This window comes from Cupriavidus sp. 22TCCZM01-5 (genome assembly GCF_057798915.1).
Genome location: NZ_JBYOJR010000001.1, coordinates 37991 through 53514, shown reverse-complemented (window position 1 = coordinate 53514; position 15524 = coordinate 37991). Strand labels below are relative to the sequence as shown.

Genomic DNA, 15524 nt, shown 5'->3' with positions numbered 1-15524 from the left:
ATCGCTCAGTGCGTAGACGTCGCGGCCCACCCGGCCTTTAGCCTTGCACAAATAGCCGCTTCAGTTCCTCAACTGCAACCGCTACGTCATCCGCCTCAGTAATCGCCCGAACAACTGCAGCACTCCCGACGCCGACCGCCAGTACCTGGCTCAGGTTGGAGGCATTCACGCCGCCAATGCCCACCAGAGAAGGAATCACCGGCTGCATCAACTGCACATACGCCCGGAAGCGCCCCATCCCTTGCGGAGCCGTCGGCATGACCTTGGTGGTAGTCGGAAAGATCGCCCCCAGCGCGAGGTAGCTCGGCCGTATCGCCGCCACGCGCAGCATCTCGGCATACCCGTGCGTCGACACGCCCAGGCGCAGGCCCGAGGCGCGCAATGCATCGAGATCGGCCTCATCCAGGTCTTCCTGGCCAAGGTGGATGCCGTAGATGCCACTGTCGCCGCCGCTGGCGGCGTGCAGTTCGATGGCAACCTGCCAGTGGTCATTGATGAACAGCCGCGACTGCGAGCCCTTTGCGGCCTGCGCGGCCCGCGCCACTTCAGCTCGCACAGCGGCCGGGTCATCCGACTTGAACCGCAACTGCACCGTGGGCACGCCCAGCGGCACCAGCCTTTCGATCCATTCAGCGCTGGGCACCACGGCGTAAAGGCCGAGCGCCGGCGGGCACGGTGCAAAGGCCGGCACGGCGGCTTCCGGGGCCACCAGCGCGGCATGGCGCACGCGCGGGAAGCGCTCGAACTCCGTCGGCCACTCGGCCGAGCCCGGACGCCACGCGCGCGCCAGGCACAGCGCGTCATGCGCGGGGAAATGCAGCGACAGGCTGGCCAGCAGCACCGCGACGAACGCCGGCGAATGCGCATGGTCATCGTCCGCACGAACGCAAAGCACCCACGTGCCCATCGGCGAGCGTACGGTATCGATCCAGTGCCCGCCTTCGCGCTCGGTCTCGACCAGCGTAGCGCCGGCGGCGGCCGCGCGCGCGATCACATCGGCATCGGCCTCGCCATCGGACAGCAGCACATCGTGCGCGCAGGGAGCGGCGGGCGCGTCGGCGAGCCGCCATGCCTGCCACGGTTGGTCGGACACGCCAAAAGTCTCGCCGTAGTGCTCCAGCACGGCCTGGCGCAGCGGGCCGTCGCTGGCGGCATGCACCGCGTGGCGGGTCATGCGCGATGCTCCGCGCCTTCGGCGTGCCAGAACGGCATGCCGACCACCGGGGTGCTGGCCTGCGCGACTTCGCGCTCGGGCATCGGCCCCGCCAGGTAGGCGGTTCGGCCCGCTTCCACGGCCTGCGCGAATGCGCGTGCCATGTTGACCGGGTAGGCGGCCTGCGCCACGGCGGTATTCAGCAGCACGCCGTCATAGCCCCACTCCAGCACTTGCGCCGCATGCGACGGCAGGCCCAGACCGGCGTCGACGATCAGGGGCGTGTCGGGCAGGCGCTCGCGCAGCACGCGCATCGCATGCGGGTTGATGGCGCCACGGCCGGTGCCGATCGGCGCGGCCCACGGCATCAGCGCCTGGCAGCCGACGTCGAGCAGGCGGCGGCACAGCACCAGGTCTTCGGTGCAGTACGGCAGCACCTTGAAGCCTTCCTTGATCAGGGTTTCGGCAACGGCGGGCAGGTTCAGCGTGTCGGGCTGCAGCGTGTAGTCGTCGCCGATCAGCTCCAGCTTGATCCAGTCGGTCTCGAACACCTCGCGCGCCATCATGGCGGTGGTGATGACCTCCTGCGGCGCAAAGCAGCCGGCGGTGTTGGGTAGCACCGGCACGCCCAGCCCCTTGAGCATCTGCCAGAAGGCCTGGCCGCCCTCGCCTTCCCCCACTGCGCCCTGGCGGCGCAGCGCCACGGTCACCATGGCCGGGCGCGAGATTTCCACGGCCGCCTGCAGCGTGGCCGGCGACGGATAGCGGGCCGTGCCCAGCAGCAGGCGCGAGCCGAAGGACTCGCCATAGAGCACGAACGGGTCGCGCAGGGTTTCTGTCGGTTCGAATGTCATGGGTCAGCCTCCCGTCACGGGTTGGACGAGGTCGATGCGGTCGCCGGCCGCGAGGGGCGTGGCCGCGTGCGCCGCGCGCGGCACGAACTGGCCGTTGACCGCCGCGGCGAACGGCGGGGCAATCTTGGCCGCGATCACCGCGTCCGCCAGCGTGGCGGCGTCGGCGATGACGAGAGGGCGGCCGTTCAGCAGGATATCCATGGGTTCAGCATCAGTGCAGCAGGCCGGTGTGGCCCACGGGGGCCTCGGCGAGCGCGGGTGTTTCCGTCACGGCCTCGATCATGCCGGGCCAGCGCAGGGCGGCTGGCACCGCATGCGCGGCCGGGTCGTCGTTGAGCAGCGCAGTCACCACGGCACACGCCGCCTCCGTGACTGCCGGCGCGATCAGGAAGCCGTGCCGGTACAGGCCGTTCACGCGCACCACGCGCGCCTGCTGGTCCACGCGGATCGCAGGCAGGTGGTCGGGGCGCGTGGGCCGGCGCTGCACATTCAGTTCAAGCACGCGCGCCTCGCCGAACGCCGGGTGCAGCGAGTGCGCCGCCGACAGCAGCTCCAGTGCGGAACGCACGCTTACCGGCGAATCGTCCTCGCTTTCCAGTTCGGTGGCGCCGATCACATACAGGTCGTTGGGCTTGGGCGCGATATAGATCGGATAGCGCGGATGCAGCATCCGCACCGGGCGGTGCAGCTTCACGTCGGGCGCATGCACGCGCACGACTTCGCCACGCAGCCCGCGCAGGCCCGGCATCGCGCCGTGCCCGTCCCTGCCCGGCTCGGCCGGCCACGCGGCGCGCGCGCCCAGGCCGCGGCAATCGAGCACCACGCTCGCGCGGATGCCGAGCGACGGCAGGCAAGCGGCGTCGATCTCGCCCGCTTCCCAGACGCAATGCACGCCTTCGCTGACCGCGCACGACAGCAGCGCGCGCAGCGCGCCGCGGTTGTCGAGCTGGCCTTCGCCGGCCAGCAGCAGGCCCTGCGTGAAGCGGCCTGCCAGCGCGGGCTCCACATCGCCCACGCCCTTGCCGTCGAGCGCGCGCATGCGCTGCGCCACCAGCTCCGGCGGCGACACCGCCCGCACACGGCTGGTGAACAGCGACACCTCGGCACGGTCGCGCGCATGCCAGACCACCAGCGTGCCGTCCTCCTGGAAGAACACCGGCTCCGGCAACTGCGCGAGCCACGCGCGCCACAGGTCGACGCTGGCGATGCCGAGATCGACGATGCGGCGCTCGGCAATGGCGGACTCTGCCAGCGGCGCCAGCATGGCGGCGGCCACGTGCGCGGCGGAGCCCGAGCCATCGGGGCTGCCGCGCTCGACCAGCGCCACGCGCGCGCCTTGGCGCACCAGTAGCCACGCGGCCAGGCGCCCGGCCAGGCCGGCACCGAGGATGGCGACATCAAAGGACTGCACTGCTGTCATGGGTTGCGTGCCGGCAGCGCGCGCAGCGATGCGCCGCCTGCCGGCCTCCTGTTATCCGATTGCCCGCGCGCGGGGCGCTGCGCGACAGGCGAAAAAACGCGGGCATGGCTGCGAACCATGCCCGTACTGCCTTACGAGTAGATCTTGCTGCCCTTCTTGAGGAACTCGATCGACTTTTCTTCCATGCCCTTCTGCATGTCCGGCGACAGCGAGGCCGCGTAGTCGCGCACTTCCTGCGTGATCTTCATCGAGCAGAACTTCGGCCCGCACATCGAGCAGAAGTGGGCGATCTTGGCGCCTTCGGCCGGCAGCGTGGCGTCGTGGTACGAACGCGCGCGCTCCGGGTCCAGCCCCAGGTTGAACTGGTCTTCCCAGCGGAACTCGAAGCGCGCCTTGGACAGCGCGTTGTCGCGCAGCTGCGCGCCCGGCCAGCCCTTGGCGAGGTCAGCGGCGTGGGCGGCGATCTTGTAGGTGATGATGCCCTCGCGCACGTCTTCCTTGTCCGGCAGGCCCAGGTGCTCCTTCGGCGTGACGTAGCACAGCATGGCGGTGCCCATCCAGCCGATGTTGGCCGCGCCGATGCCGCTGGTGATGTGGTCGTAGCCGGGGGCGATGTCGGTCACGAGCGGTCCGAGCGTATAGAACGGCGCTTCGTAGCAGTGCTTCAGCTCTTCATCCATATTGGCCTGGATGCGCTGCAGCGGCACGTGGCCCGGGCCTTCGATCATGACCTGCACGTCATGCTTCCATGCCTTGGCGGTCAGCTCGCCGAGCGTGCGCAGCTCGCCGAACTGGGCGTCGTCGTTCGAGTCGGCGATGCAGCCCGGACGCAGGCCGTCGCCGAGGCTGAACGACACGTCGTACGCCTTCATGATTTCGCAGATCTCGTCGAAGTGCGTGTACAGGAAGTTTTCCTTGTGGTGAGCCAGGCACCACTTGGCCATGATCGAGCCGCCACGCGAGACGATGCCCGTCACGCGGTCCGCCGTCAGCGGCACGTAGCGCAGCAGCACGCCGGCGTGGATCGTGAAGTAGTCCACGCCCTGCTCGGCCTGCTCGATCAGCGTGTCGCGGAACATCTCCCAGGTCAGGTCCTCGGCGATGCCGCCGGTCTTGTCGAGCGCCTGATAGATCGGCACCGTGCCGATGGGCACCGGCGAGTTGCGCAGGATCCATTCACGCGTTTCGTGGATGTGCTTGCCGGTCGACAGGTCCATGATGGTGTCGGCGCCCCAGCGGATCGACCACACCATCTTCTCCACTTCCTCGGCCAGTGACGAGGTCACCGCCGAGTTGCCGAGGTTGCCGTTGATCTTGACGCGGAAATTGCGCCCGATCGCCATCGGCTCCAGCTCGGTGTGGTTGATGTTGGCGGGAATGATGGCGCGGCCCGAGGCGATTTCCTGGCGCACGAATTCCGGCGTGATGTCTTCCGGACGCAGCGGCAGGCCCGCGCCCAGCGCGTTGCCCGGATGCTGGCGCAGCAGCGCCTTGTATTCCGGCTTGTCATACAGCGCCTGCAGGTTCAGCGATTCGCGCAGCGCCACGTATTCCATTTCCGGCGTGATGATGCCCTTGCGCGCATAGTGCATCTGCGACACGTTGGCACCGGCCTTGGCGCGGCGCGGATTGGTCAGCTGGGCAAAGCGCAGGTGCGCTGTGGCCGGGTCGTTGGCGCGGTCGCGGCCGTATTCCGAGGACAGGCCGGGCAGCACTTCCGTGTCGCCGCGCTCGTCGATCCACTTCGCGCGCAGTGCCGGCAGGCCAGCCTTCAGGTCGATGTGCACGTCCGGGTCGCTGTACGGGCCCGAGGTGTCGTACACGGGGATCGGCGGGTTGGGCATCTCGCCCTTCTCGGTGCGCGTGGACGTCTGCAGGATGGTACGCAGCGGCACGCGAATGTCCGGACGGCTGCCGGTCAGGTAGGTCTTGCTGGAAGCCGGGTAGGCAAATTTCTGGTCGAGATCGCTCTCGAGCGATTCGAAGGAAGCTGCGGGGGCAGTACGGGCCATGGGTGTCGTCCTCTCTCTTGCGGGGTGGACGAAACCAGGAGCCCTGTGAGCGCCGCCGGGGCCTGGGGCCTGGGGCGAGTCCCGGAGGGACAAGAGACTTGGTCTTGCTAGAAACTTCCCACGCCGGTACTAACCGGATCGGGTTCGAAGGGACTCTCTCAGCTCGCACGGCCCATCCGTACGGCACCCCTGTTTCATCCAACGGGGTGAATTTAAGCACAAGCCCCCGGCCGGCGCCAGTGCCAGATCCCGGTCATTGGTGGTGCCACAGCTGTGCGCAGGAGTATCGAATCCCCCATGCTGCACCGCAAGAATCGTCGACAGGGGCACGACGGCGCACTCTGCAGGCCGCTACGTGCACTACCATGCAATCCAAGGCAAGCCGATCCAGGAGACATCATGACCGACGCCGCCACGCACCGCGTCTTCAACCAGGTGCCGGACCTCGCGCACTACAACCTCTTTGGCTGCGATCCGATCGTCGGTGACGCGCTGGAGCGACTAGGCGGCGGCTGGCACGCCACCGCGCTGAGCGGCTATGGCGCGCGCCTGGGCGAGCCCGAAGTGCTGGCCTGGGGCGCCGATGCCAACCGGTATGCGCCCGAACTGCACGCATACAGCCGCACCGGCGAGCGCATCGACCAGGTCACGTTCCACCCGAGCTGGCATGCGCTGCTGTCGCTGCTGCGCAGCCAGCAGTTGCAGGCGCTGCCGTTCGCCGAGCCGCGAGCGGGCGCGTGGATGGCGCGTACCGCGGGCTACTTTCTGCAGGCGCAGGTCGAGTCGGGATCACTGTGCCCGACCACCATGACCTTCGCGAGCATTCCCGTGCTGCGCAAGGAAACCGCCCTGTTCGCCGAACTGGAGCCGCGCCTGTATGCGAAGGAACATGATGCGCGCGACCTGCCCTGGCGCGACAAGACCGCGATCATGATCGGCATGGGCATGACCGAGAAGCAAGGCGGCTCCGATGTGCGCGCCAATACCACGGTGGCCCGCCCCGTGGGCGGCGAGGGCCGTGGCGCCGAATACCTGCTGACCGGCCACAAATGGTTCTTCTCCGCGCCGATGTGCGACGCGCACCTCGTGGTCGCGCGCATGGGCGCCGAGGACGGACCGCTGTCGTGCTTCTTCGTGCCGCGCTTTCGCGACGACGGCAGCAAGAACCCGGTCCTGATCCAGCGCCTGAAGGACAAGCTCGGCAACCGCTCCAACAGCAGCAGCGAAGTCGAGTTCCGCGAGGCCAGCGGCATCCTGATTGGCGAGGAAGGCCGCGGCATCCCTACCATCATCGAGATGGCGACGAGCACGCGGCTCGACTGCGTGATTGGCAGTGCCGCGATCCTCCGTGCCGCCTATGTGCAGGCCCTGCACCATACGCGCCACCGCAGCGCCTTTGGCCGCCTGCTGGCCGATCAGCCGTTGATGCGCAACGTACTGGCCGACCTGGCACTCGAAAGCGAAGCTGCCACGCTGCTGATGATGGAACTGGCCCATGCCTTCGAGCACGCGGACGACGACCCGCTCGCCGCGGCATGGAAACGCGTGGTGACGCCCGCGGCCAAGTTCTGGATCTGCAAGCGGGCCATTGAAGCCACCGGCGAGGCCATGGAAGTCTGGGGCGGCAACGGCTATGTCGAAGACGGCCCGATGGCGCGCCTCTATCGCGAGGCACCGGTCAACTCGATCTGGGAAGGCTCGGGCAACATCATGTGCCTGGACGTACTGCGTGCGCTCCAGCGCACGCCAGATGACGCCGCGCTGCTGCTTCAGGACCTGTCGCGCCGCGCCACGGCCCATCCCGCCGTGCGGGCGGAACTGGCCTCGCTGCAGGCCATGCTGCGCGAGCCGGCGGAACAGCTCGAAGCCAGCGCACGGCGCTTCGCGCAGGGACTGGTGCTGACCGCGCAGGCCGCGCTGATGCTGGTGCATGCCGACGCGGAGAATGCCGAGGCCTTCGTCGCGAGCCGGCTGGGCCGCCAGCACGGGCGCGTGTTCGGCACGCTCGACCTGGAAGCCGAGAGTCTCAAACGGATATTCGAGCGCGGCTGGAGCGCCTGAGGCCGGTATGCGGTTCTCAGGCGGCCCTCAGGCTTCCATCGTCTCCCGGATCCGCAGCAGCACGCGCGGCGCATAGCGGATCAGGTCGTGCGCGCGCTCGCCGATCATGATGGCGGGCGCGTTGGTATTGCCGCCGATCAGCGTCGGCATGATCGAGGCATCGACCACGCGCAGACCCTCGACCCCGCGCACGCGCAGTTGCGGATCCACCACCGCGAGCGCATCCATGCCCATGCGGCACGTGCCCACCGGGTGGTAGATGGTGTCCGCGCGTTCGCGGATCATCTCGCGCACGGCCGCGTCGTCGCTGCCGTCGGCATGCAGGTGCGCGGAATACAGCTCGCGGCCGCCGAAGCAGGCAAGCTGCGGCTGGGCGAAAATGCCACGCACGATCTTCACGCCGGCCACCATGTCGTCCAGGTCCCGTGGATCCGACAGATAGCCGGGGTCGATGCGCGGCGGGCGCCGCATATCGGGCGAATCGAGCCGCACTTCGCCACGGCTGCGCGGGCGCAGCACGCATACGTGGCACGAATAGCCATGGCCGAAGCGAAGCGTGCGCATATGGTCATCCGCCATGCCCACCACGAAATGGAGCTGCAGGTCGGGCTCGGCCAGCCCCGGGCGGCTGCGGATAAACGCGCCCGCCTCGGCAAAGTTCGAACTCATCATGCCCGCGCGCTCGCGCCGGTAGCGCAGCATCTCCGACAACAAGCGCATGGCGCCGCCCAGCGAAAGGCCGAACAACTCGGGCGCAACCAGGCGCTTCTGCAGGATGATGTCGAGGTGGTCCTGCAGGTTGCCGCCCACGCCCGGCAAATCATGCACGACCGGTATGCCAAGCTCGCGCAGGTGCGCCGCCGGCCCGATGCCCGAAGCCATCAGCAGTTGTGGCGAGCCGAAGGTGCCGGCCGACAGGATCACGTCGCGGCGCGCGCGCAGCAGGTGCTGGCGGCCGTTGCGCACAGCCAGTACGCCTGCCGCATGCCTGCCTTCGAACACAATGCGCAGCACCTGCATGCCGGTCAGCACGTGCAGGCCGGCACGTCCGCCGTTACAGGCCTTGTCGCGTGCATTGCCGCCATGCAGGTAGGCACGCGCGGCGTTCCAGCGCTCGCCTTCGTGCTGCGTGACCTGGTACCAGCCGACACCTTCCTGCTCCTCGCCGTTGAAGTCGTCGTTGCGCGCATAGCCGGCCTGCTGCGCGGCGTCGATGAAATGCTGGCCAAATGGGTTGGGCGTGCGCAGGTCCGCCACATGGAGCGGGCCCGTGCCGCCATGCAACGGATCGTCGTCGCTGCCGGCCACGCGCGCATTGCACTCGGCACGGCGGAAGTACGGCAGCACATCATCCCAGGACCAGCCGTCGCAGCCCGCGGCGGCCCACGCGTCGTAGTCCGCCGGCCGGCCGCGCGTGTAGATCATGGCATTGATCGACGAGCTGCCGCCGAGCCCGCGCCCCCTCGGCTGGAAGCCGCGCCTGCCATTCAGGCCAGGCTGCGGCACGGTCTCGTAGGCGTAGTTGCGCGCGCCGGCATGCGGCAGCATCAGCGCGGCACCCGCGGGTGTGCGCACCAGCACATGGTGGTCGTGATGGCCTGCCTCGATCAGCGCGATACTGTCGCTGCCGCTATCGGCCAGGCGCCCGGCCAGCGCACATCCGGCCGAACCCGCGCCGACAACGACATAGTCATACGTGGTTTCCATCTGTCTCCCCGCGACTCCGGAGACCGCGGCGGGGCGTGCGCCCTCTGCCCGCTCCCGGAGGATGGCAAGCCTGAAGACCAGTGTAGGCGCTGGCCCGGCGGGAAGTGAAGCCCGGCGGCCGCCGATGCGGCTGTGCGGAACGTCCGGACGGTCAGGAGACCAGCATCGGCCGGCCCAGCATGCGTGACAGCACTGCTTCCGGCGAATGGGTATGGTCGGAGATGGCCTTCGGGTCCAGGTAGATGGTCTGCTCCATCATCGAGCGGCCACGCATGGCCGCGTGCAGCAGCTGGTCACTGAAGACAATCCACGTCGATCCCGGCGGAAACTGGAATTCCTGCTGCGGCACGTTGGCCTGATAGTCCAGGTCGGCCTTGGCAAGGTCGTGCAGCTGCAGCATGCGGTGGTCGTATTCCGAGCGCTTGCGCTTGGTGATGTGGAGCTGCTTCATCAGCCACGCCTGTCCCGGCCACATGCCATGGGTCTTCGGCACGAAACGCTGCGCAAAATCGGCGAACGGCTCGCCAACGCGCCAGACGCGCGGCGCGGCAGGATCGATGTTGTGGAACACGCGCAACAGGCGCTGGCCCAGCAGCGGGTTCGACGGGAAGGAATCGACATGCAGGCGGGTGTCGTCCTTGCGCCAGCTCACCGGGCGGCCGGCAATCTCGCTCGGGCGCAGCGACGTGCCGGCGCGCGTCATGTACGGGCCGTATTCCGGGAACAGCGACAGCACCAGCTTTTCGCTGAATTCGGCATAGCGGCGGATCAGCCGGTACAGGTCGGCAAGATCCTGCGCAGTACCCTGCGCGCCGCGCACGGCGGTGTCAGTGGCGCGCAGGTTGATGTTCTTGGACTTGCCATCCGAATAACGGTTGTCGAGGAAACGCTCCTCGCCCGGCTCGAAGCGGAAGTGCAGGTCGGGAAAATACAGCACCGCGCCTTGTTCGAGCTGGCGGCGCAGGTCCGCCCGCGTCTCGGCATCCACCGTGGGCGACCAGTCGGTGTACGGCTGCGGGCGGATCAGGTCGAGCTGGGCTGACGAAGTGGAAGCGGATGGCATGGGCGTTCTCGGTTTGCCGAATGCACGCATTTTACGCGCTGCTGGGGTGACGGCCGCCGCACAGGATAGGATGGCCCCGGGATTTGTTCTTGATGGATATCAAGGCACGCGCATCGCGGAGCGGAAGTAACACCCGCAAAAAACCCCGCGGGCCAGCGGCCGGCGGGGCTTCGTGCCAGAGCGGCAGCGACTTACAGGCCGGCGGCGGCGCGCAGGGCGGCGGCCTTGTCGGTCGCTTCCCACGAGAATTCCGGCTCTTCGCGGCCGAAGTGGCCGTAAGCCGCGGTCTTCTCGTAGATCGGGCGCAGCAAGTCCAGCATCTGCACAATGCCCTTCGGACGCAGGTCGAAGTGCTCCTGCACCAGCTCGGCGATCTTCGCGTCAGGAATCTTGCCGGTGCCTTCCGTGTAGACGGTCACGTTGATCGGACGCGCCACGCCGATGGCGTAGCTCACCTGCACCTGGCACTGGCGCGCCAGGCCGGCGGCGACCACGTTCTTGGCCACGTAGCGGGCGGCGTAGGCGGCCGAGCGGTCGACCTTCGACGGATCCTTGCCCGAGAATGCGCCACCGCCGTGCGGCGAGGCGCCGCCGTAGGTATCGACGATGATCTTGCGGCCGGTCAGGCCGCAATCGCCCTGCGGGCCGCCGATCACGAAGCGCCCGGTCGGGTTGACCAGGTACTTGGTGTCCTTGAGCATCTCCGGCGGCAGCACCGGCTTGATGATTTCCTCGATCACGGCTTCGCGGATCTGGGCCTGGGTGATGTCGGGGGCATGCTGAGTCGACAGGACCACGGTGTCCACGCTGTGCGGACGGCCGTCGACATAGCGCACCGTGACCTGCGATTTGGCGTCCGGACGCAGCCAGGGCAGGCGGCCGTCGCGGCGCAGTTGCGACTGGCGCTCGACCAGGCGGTGCGAGTAATAGATCGGGAACGGCATCAGTTCCGGAGTCTCGTCGCAGGCGTAGCCGAACATCAGGCCCTGGTCGCCGGCACCCTGGTTCAGGTAATCGTCGGAGGCACGGTCCACGCCCTGGGCGATGTCGGGCGATTGCTTGTCGTAGGCCACCAGCACCGCGCAGCCCTTGTAGTCGATGCCGTAGTCGGTGTTGTCATAACCGATACGCTTGATGGTGTCGCGTGCGACCTGGATATAGTCGACGTTGGCCGTGGTGGTGATTTCCCCGGCCAGCACGACCAGCCCGGTGTTGCAGAGCGTCTCGGCAGCCACGCGCGCGTATTTGTCCTGCGCCAGGATGGCGTCGAGGACCGCGTCGGAAATCTGGTCTGCGACCTTGTCGGGATGGCCTTCGGATACAGATTCCGAAGTGAAAAGGAAGTCGTTTGCCACGAACTTGTTCTCCAGGTTGGCTATTGCGTGCCAGCCTGTCGGGTCATGGCGGCGACGCTTTAGCGGTATTTTGAGGCCGCTCGGTTAGAGCGGTATCGCCCCGCAAGTTGTCAGTTAACTCGGCGATACACGCTATTATACGCGCCTGCCGGCACAATGCAGCCGGTGGCCCCAAGGCCACCGTGCACCGGCGCACCGCCGGTCCGATACAGGGTTACGGCAGAAACCGCCCGGATCCTGAGCCCTGCATACGAATATCTCAGGCCGCTTCACCAACGCCACAACCGATGACTTTCCTGTTCTGGCTGCTCTCCCGCTTGCCGCTGCACCTGCTCCAGGCCATGGGCGGCGCGCTCGGCCTGCTGGCGGCCCGCCTGCCGGGCCGTTACGGGCGCCGCCTGCGGGAGAACTTCCTGCTGGCTTTTCCCGATGCCACCGAGTCAATGATTGCCGAAGCGGCCCGCTCGGGCGGCCGCATGATCCTGGAAATGCCGTACTTCTGGAGCCGCAAGCAGATCGGTGCCCGGCTGTATGGTTTCGATGACTACCTGTGGCCGGAGCTGGAAAAGCTGCAGTCGCGCGGTAACGGCATCATCATCCTGACACCGCATCTCGGCTGTTTCGAAGTGCTGCCGCAATCGCACGCGCTGCTGCGCCCGGTCACGGCCCTGTTCAAGCCACCACACCAGCCCTGGCTGCGCGACTGGATCGAGCGCATGCGCACGCGTCCCAACATGGCCATGGCACCGGCTACGCCGCGCGGCGTGCGCATGCTGGTCAAGGCGCTCAAGCGCGGGCAGGCCGTCGGCATCCTGCCCGACCAGGTACCTAGCGGCGGCGAAGGCAACTGGGCGCCCTTCTTCGGCCAACCGGCCTATACGATGGCGCTGGTTCACCGGCTGCAGCAACTCACGAACGCCCCGGTGGTCGCCATCTTCGGCGAACGCCTGCCGCGCGGCGCCGGCTATTGCGGCCATCTGCGCGTCATCAACGATGGCGGCATGTTGCCGGAAGATCCCGCCGAAGCTGCCGCTGTCATCAACCGTACCGTGGAGGAACTGGTCGCCATCGCGCCGACGCAATACCTCTGGGGCTACAACCGCTACAAGACCCCGTCCGGCGTGCAGCATCCGACGCGGGACACGCTGGCGGCTACCGAAACCTCCCACTCATGAGCCGTATCTTTACCTGGCTCGGCATCGGCCTGCTGACCGTGCTGGGCAAGCTGCCTTATCCACTCGTTGCCCGTTTCGGCGAAGGGCTGGGCGGCCTGCTATATCTTGTACCCAGCAGCCGGCGGCGGATCGTGCAGGCCAACCTGCGCGCCTGCTTTCCCGACAAGAACGAAGCCGAGATCGACGCCCTGTCGCGCCAGTCGTTCCGCACCGTGTTCCGCAGCTTTGCCGAGCGCGGCATTTTCTGGACCGGCAGCGAAGCGCAGATGCGCCGCTGGGTGCAGATCGACGACCAGGCGGACCTGGTCGCCATGGACGGCACCCCGCATATCCTGGTCACGCTGCACCTGTCCGGCGTGGAAGCCGGCGCCATCCGCCTGACCATCCACCTGCGCGAACACGTGGGCCGTTCCGGTGCCTCGCTGTACACCGCGCAGAAGAACAAGCTGTTCGACGGCTTCCTCAAACATGCGCGCGGCCGCTTCGGCGCGAAGATGATCTCGCGTAACGACAGCGCGCGCGACATCCTGCGCTGCCTGAAGAAGGGCGAGGCGCTGCAGCTGATTGCCGACATGGATTTCGGCGAGCGCGATTCAGAATACGCGCCCTTCTTCGGCGTGCAGGCGCTGACACTGACTTCAGTCTCGCGCCTGGCGCGCATGACCGGGGCCAGGGTGGTGCCGATCTACACCGAGATGCTGCCCGACTACCAGGGCTATGTGCTGCGCATCCTGCCGGCGTGGGAAAGCTACCCCGGCGACAGCGTGGCCGAGGATACGCGCCGCATGAACGCCTTCTTCGAGGACTGCATCCGTCCGCGCGTGGCCGAGTACTACTGGGTGCACAAGCGCTTCAAGAATCGCCCGCCCGGCGAACCACCGATCTACTGAACGCAGCCGGCAGGCCCGGCCTCGCGCGGCTACAATTCGCACCATGAAACTCCAGTTCACCAAGATGCACGGTGCCGGCAACGACTTCGTCGTGCTCGACGGCATCCACCAGAAGCTCGACCTGACCACCGAGCAGTGGCGCGCGCTCGCCAGCCGGCATTTCGGCGTGGGCGCCGACCAGATGCTCATCGTGGAAAAGCCCACGCGCGACGACGTGGATTTCCGCTACCGCATCTTCAATGCCGACGGCAGCGAGGTGGAGCACTGCGGCAACGGCGCACGCTGCTTCGTGCGCTTCGTCACCGACAAGGGCATGACCGACAAGCGTTCGGTGCGCGTCGAAGTCATGAACGGCGTGATCACGCTGACGCTGCAGGATGACGGCCAGGTCACCGTGGACATGGGCGCGCCCGAACTGGAACCGTCCCGCGTGCCATTCCGCCCCGAGGGCCTGCCGACTCGCACGCAAGCCGACGACACCCTCTACGGGCTTGAGGTCAACGGCCGCACTGCATGGATTTCCCCCGTGTCGATGGGCAACCCGCACGCCGTGCAGGTTGTGGACGACGTCGAGAACTTCCCCGTGCTGCAGGACGGCCCGCTGATCGAACATCACGCGACCTTCCCGAACCGCGTCAACGCCGGGTTCCTGCAGGTGGTCGACCGTCATACCGCCCGCCTGCGCGTGTACGAGCGCGGCGCAGGCGAAACCCTTGCATGCGGCACTGGTGCCTGCGCGGCTGTCGTGGCCGGCATCCGCCGGGGCCTGCTCGATTCCCCGGTGAAGGTCCACACGCACGGCGGCGACCTGAGCATCGCCTGGGATGGTGGCGCGGCCCCCGTGCGCATGACCGGCCCGGCCACAACGGTGTTCGAAGGCACCATTGACCTGGCCGCCCTGCCGGCGTGACCATAGGGGCCTGTGCGCCCCGCTTCGCTTTATCGCTGCATCCATGCGGCGGGGCTCCCCAACAAACTGCCGGGCACCCTGCCGCCGGCCAAACGATGGAGCACCCATGCCGCTGCACGACTTCCGCATCACTTCGGGCAAGCGCTTCAGCCTTGCCGGCTTCGACCCGGGCAGCAAGCCCTTCACGCAGGGCGACAAGGAAGTCGATCAGGCCCGCATCGCGCAGCTGAGCACGGAACTGGATCTCGAACAGGACATCTTCTACGCCGAACACCGGCGCAAGATCCTGGTGGTGCTGCAGGGCATGGACACCAGCGGCAAGGACGGCACCGTGCGTTCGGTGTTCCGCAGCTTTGATCCGCTTGGCATCCGCGTGGCCAGCTTCAAGGCCCCGACCCCGGAAGAACTCGCGCGCGACTACCTGTGGCGCGTGCACCTGCAGGTGCCCAGGGCAGGCGAGATCGTGCTGTTCAACCGCAGCCACTACGAAGACGTGCTGATCACGCGCGTGCATGGCTGGATCGATGACGATGAATGCGAGCGGCGTTACCGGCAGATCCGCGCGTTCGAGACGCTGCTGACCGAGACCGGCACCACCATCGTGAAATGCTTCCTGCACATCTCGAAAGACGAGCAGAAGGCGCGACTGGAAGCGCGCCTGGCCGATCCGCAGAAGCAGTGGAAATTCGATACGGTCGACCTGGCCGAGCGCAAGCACTGGAAGGCCTACATGGACGCCTACGAGGCGGCCATCGCGGCCACCAGCACGCCGGAATGCCCGTGGTATATCGTGCCGGCGGACTCCAAGACCCACCGCAACCTGATGGTGGCCGAAATCCTGTCCGAGGTGTTCCGCCAGCTAAGGCCGGCCTATCCGCCACCGCAGGCCGACCTGGCCAAGGTCAGGATCGAGTAGCGCGATCG

At 67.5% G+C, this 15524-nt stretch carries 13 protein-coding genes and 1 riboswitch; of the genes, 5 read left to right on the top strand and 8 right to left on the bottom strand.

Annotated elements, in window-relative coordinates:
- Positions 1 to 37: 37 nt before the first annotated feature.
- From AC3FNH_RS00280 to thiC, 5 genes are all read right to left on the bottom strand, one after another.
- A complete protein-coding gene (locus AC3FNH_RS00280; RefSeq protein WP_488718692.1) occupies positions 38 to 1174 on the bottom strand; it encodes a thiamine phosphate synthase in 1137 nt (378 codons plus the stop codon).
- The gene (locus AC3FNH_RS00275) at positions 1171 to 2007 is read right to left on the bottom strand and encodes a thiazole synthase (RefSeq protein ID WP_276099220.1); all 837 of its coding nucleotides are present in this window, start codon (positions 2005 to 2007) and stop codon (positions 1171 to 1173) included. The genes AC3FNH_RS00280 and AC3FNH_RS00275 overlap by 4 nt, the downstream gene beginning before the upstream one ends.
- A gap of 3 nt (positions 2008 to 2010) precedes the next feature.
- Positions 2011 to 2208 carry a sulfur carrier protein ThiS gene (thiS, locus tag AC3FNH_RS00270; RefSeq protein ID WP_488718691.1) on the bottom strand — a complete coding sequence of 66 codons (198 nt, stop codon included), beginning with the start codon at positions 2206 to 2208 and terminating at the stop codon, positions 2011 to 2013.
- A gap of 10 nt (positions 2209 to 2218) precedes the next feature.
- Positions 2219 to 3427, bottom strand: a complete 1209-nt coding sequence (locus AC3FNH_RS00265) for an FAD-dependent oxidoreductase (protein ID WP_488718690.1) — start codon at positions 3425 to 3427, stop codon at positions 2219 to 2221.
- Positions 3428 to 3558: 131 nt separating this feature from the next.
- Positions 3559 to 5439, bottom strand: a complete 1881-nt coding sequence (gene thiC / locus AC3FNH_RS00260; RefSeq protein ID WP_276099217.1) for a phosphomethylpyrimidine synthase ThiC — start codon at positions 5437 to 5439, stop codon at positions 3559 to 3561.
- A 98-nt stretch (positions 5440 to 5537) separates the two neighbouring features.
- Positions 5538 to 5640: riboswitch (TPP riboswitch) on the bottom strand.
- Positions 5641 to 5838: 198 nt separating this feature from the next.
- Between thiC and AC3FNH_RS00255 the strand changes: the two genes are divergently transcribed.
- A complete protein-coding gene (locus AC3FNH_RS00255; protein WP_488718689.1) occupies positions 5839 to 7500 on the top strand; it encodes an acyl-CoA dehydrogenase family protein in 1662 nt (553 codons plus the stop codon).
- Between the two features lie 27 nt (positions 7501 to 7527).
- Here AC3FNH_RS00255 and AC3FNH_RS00250 read toward each other — a convergent pair whose 3' ends face one another.
- The 3 genes from AC3FNH_RS00250 to metK all read right to left on the bottom strand — a co-directional run bounded on the left by AC3FNH_RS00250 (position 7528) and on the right by metK (position 11625).
- Positions 7528 to 9207: a GMC family oxidoreductase gene (locus AC3FNH_RS00250; RefSeq protein WP_488718688.1), complete on the bottom strand. Its 1680-nt coding sequence runs from the start codon at positions 9205 to 9207 to the stop codon at positions 7528 to 7530.
- A gap of 151 nt (positions 9208 to 9358) precedes the next feature.
- Positions 9359 to 10270 (bottom strand): Kdo hydroxylase KdoO, encoded by a 912-nt coding sequence (kdoO, locus tag AC3FNH_RS00245; protein ID WP_488718687.1) that lies wholly within the window; start codon positions 10268 to 10270, stop codon positions 9359 to 9361.
- Between the two features lie 191 nt (positions 10271 to 10461).
- On the bottom strand, positions 10462 to 11625 hold the full coding sequence (metK, locus tag AC3FNH_RS00240; RefSeq protein ID WP_276099213.1) for a methionine adenosyltransferase: 1164 nt from the start codon (positions 11623 to 11625) through the stop codon (positions 10462 to 10464).
- A 287-nt stretch (positions 11626 to 11912) separates the two neighbouring features.
- Between metK and AC3FNH_RS00235 the strand changes: the two genes are divergently transcribed.
- From AC3FNH_RS00235 to AC3FNH_RS00220, 4 genes are all read left to right on the top strand, one after another.
- Complete coding sequence (locus tag AC3FNH_RS00235; protein WP_488718686.1) at positions 11913 to 12800, top strand: lysophospholipid acyltransferase family protein; 888 nt, start codon at positions 11913 to 11915, stop codon at positions 12798 to 12800.
- A complete protein-coding gene (locus AC3FNH_RS00230; protein ID WP_488718685.1) occupies positions 12797 to 13690 on the top strand; it encodes a lipid A biosynthesis lauroyl acyltransferase in 894 nt (297 codons plus the stop codon). Before AC3FNH_RS00235 ends, AC3FNH_RS00230 begins: the two co-directional genes overlap by 4 nt.
- Positions 13691 to 13733: 43 nt before the next feature.
- Complete coding sequence (gene dapF, locus AC3FNH_RS00225) at positions 13734 to 14600, top strand: diaminopimelate epimerase (RefSeq protein ID WP_276099210.1); 867 nt, start codon at positions 13734 to 13736, stop codon at positions 14598 to 14600.
- 106 nt (positions 14601 to 14706) lie between these two features.
- On the top strand, positions 14707 to 15516 hold the full coding sequence (locus AC3FNH_RS00220; RefSeq protein ID WP_488718684.1) for a polyphosphate kinase 2 family protein: 810 nt from the start codon (positions 14707 to 14709) through the stop codon (positions 15514 to 15516).
- The last annotated feature ends 8 nt before the right edge of the window (positions 15517 to 15524 follow it).

Excerpts from the sequence above, each read along its gene's own strand:
- AC3FNH_RS00280 (WP_488718692.1), bottom strand. The coding sequence starts at position 1,174 with ATGACCCGCCACGCGGTGCATGCCGCCAGCGACGGCCCGCTGCGCCAG.
- AC3FNH_RS00275 (WP_276099220.1), bottom strand. The coding sequence starts at position 2,007 with ATGACATTCGAACCGACAGAAACCCTGCGCGACCCGTTCGTGCTCTAT.
- thiS (WP_488718691.1), bottom strand. The coding sequence starts at position 2,208 with ATGGATATCCTGCTGAACGGCCGCCCTCTCGTCATCGCCGACGCCGCC.
- AC3FNH_RS00265 (WP_488718690.1), bottom strand. The coding sequence starts at position 3,427 with ATGACAGCAGTGCAGTCCTTTGATGTCGCCATCCTCGGTGCCGGCCTG.
- thiC (WP_276099217.1), bottom strand. The coding sequence starts at position 5,439 with ATGGCCCGTACTGCCCCCGCAGCTTCCTTCGAATCGCTCGAGAGCGAT.
- AC3FNH_RS00255 (WP_488718689.1), top strand. The coding sequence starts at position 5,839 with ATGACCGACGCCGCCACGCACCGCGTCTTCAACCAGGTGCCGGACCTC.
- AC3FNH_RS00250 (WP_488718688.1), bottom strand. The coding sequence starts at position 9,207 with ATGGAAACCACGTATGACTATGTCGTTGTCGGCGCGGGTTCGGCCGGA.
- kdoO (WP_488718687.1), bottom strand. The coding sequence starts at position 10,270 with ATGCCATCCGCTTCCACTTCGTCAGCCCAGCTCGACCTGATCCGCCCG.
- AC3FNH_RS00235 (WP_488718686.1), top strand. The coding sequence starts at position 11,913 with ATGACTTTCCTGTTCTGGCTGCTCTCCCGCTTGCCGCTGCACCTGCTC.
- AC3FNH_RS00230 (WP_488718685.1), top strand. The coding sequence starts at position 12,797 with ATGAGCCGTATCTTTACCTGGCTCGGCATCGGCCTGCTGACCGTGCTG.
- dapF (WP_276099210.1), top strand. The coding sequence starts at position 13,734 with ATGAAACTCCAGTTCACCAAGATGCACGGTGCCGGCAACGACTTCGTC.
- AC3FNH_RS00220 (WP_488718684.1), top strand. The coding sequence starts at position 14,707 with ATGCCGCTGCACGACTTCCGCATCACTTCGGGCAAGCGCTTCAGCCTT.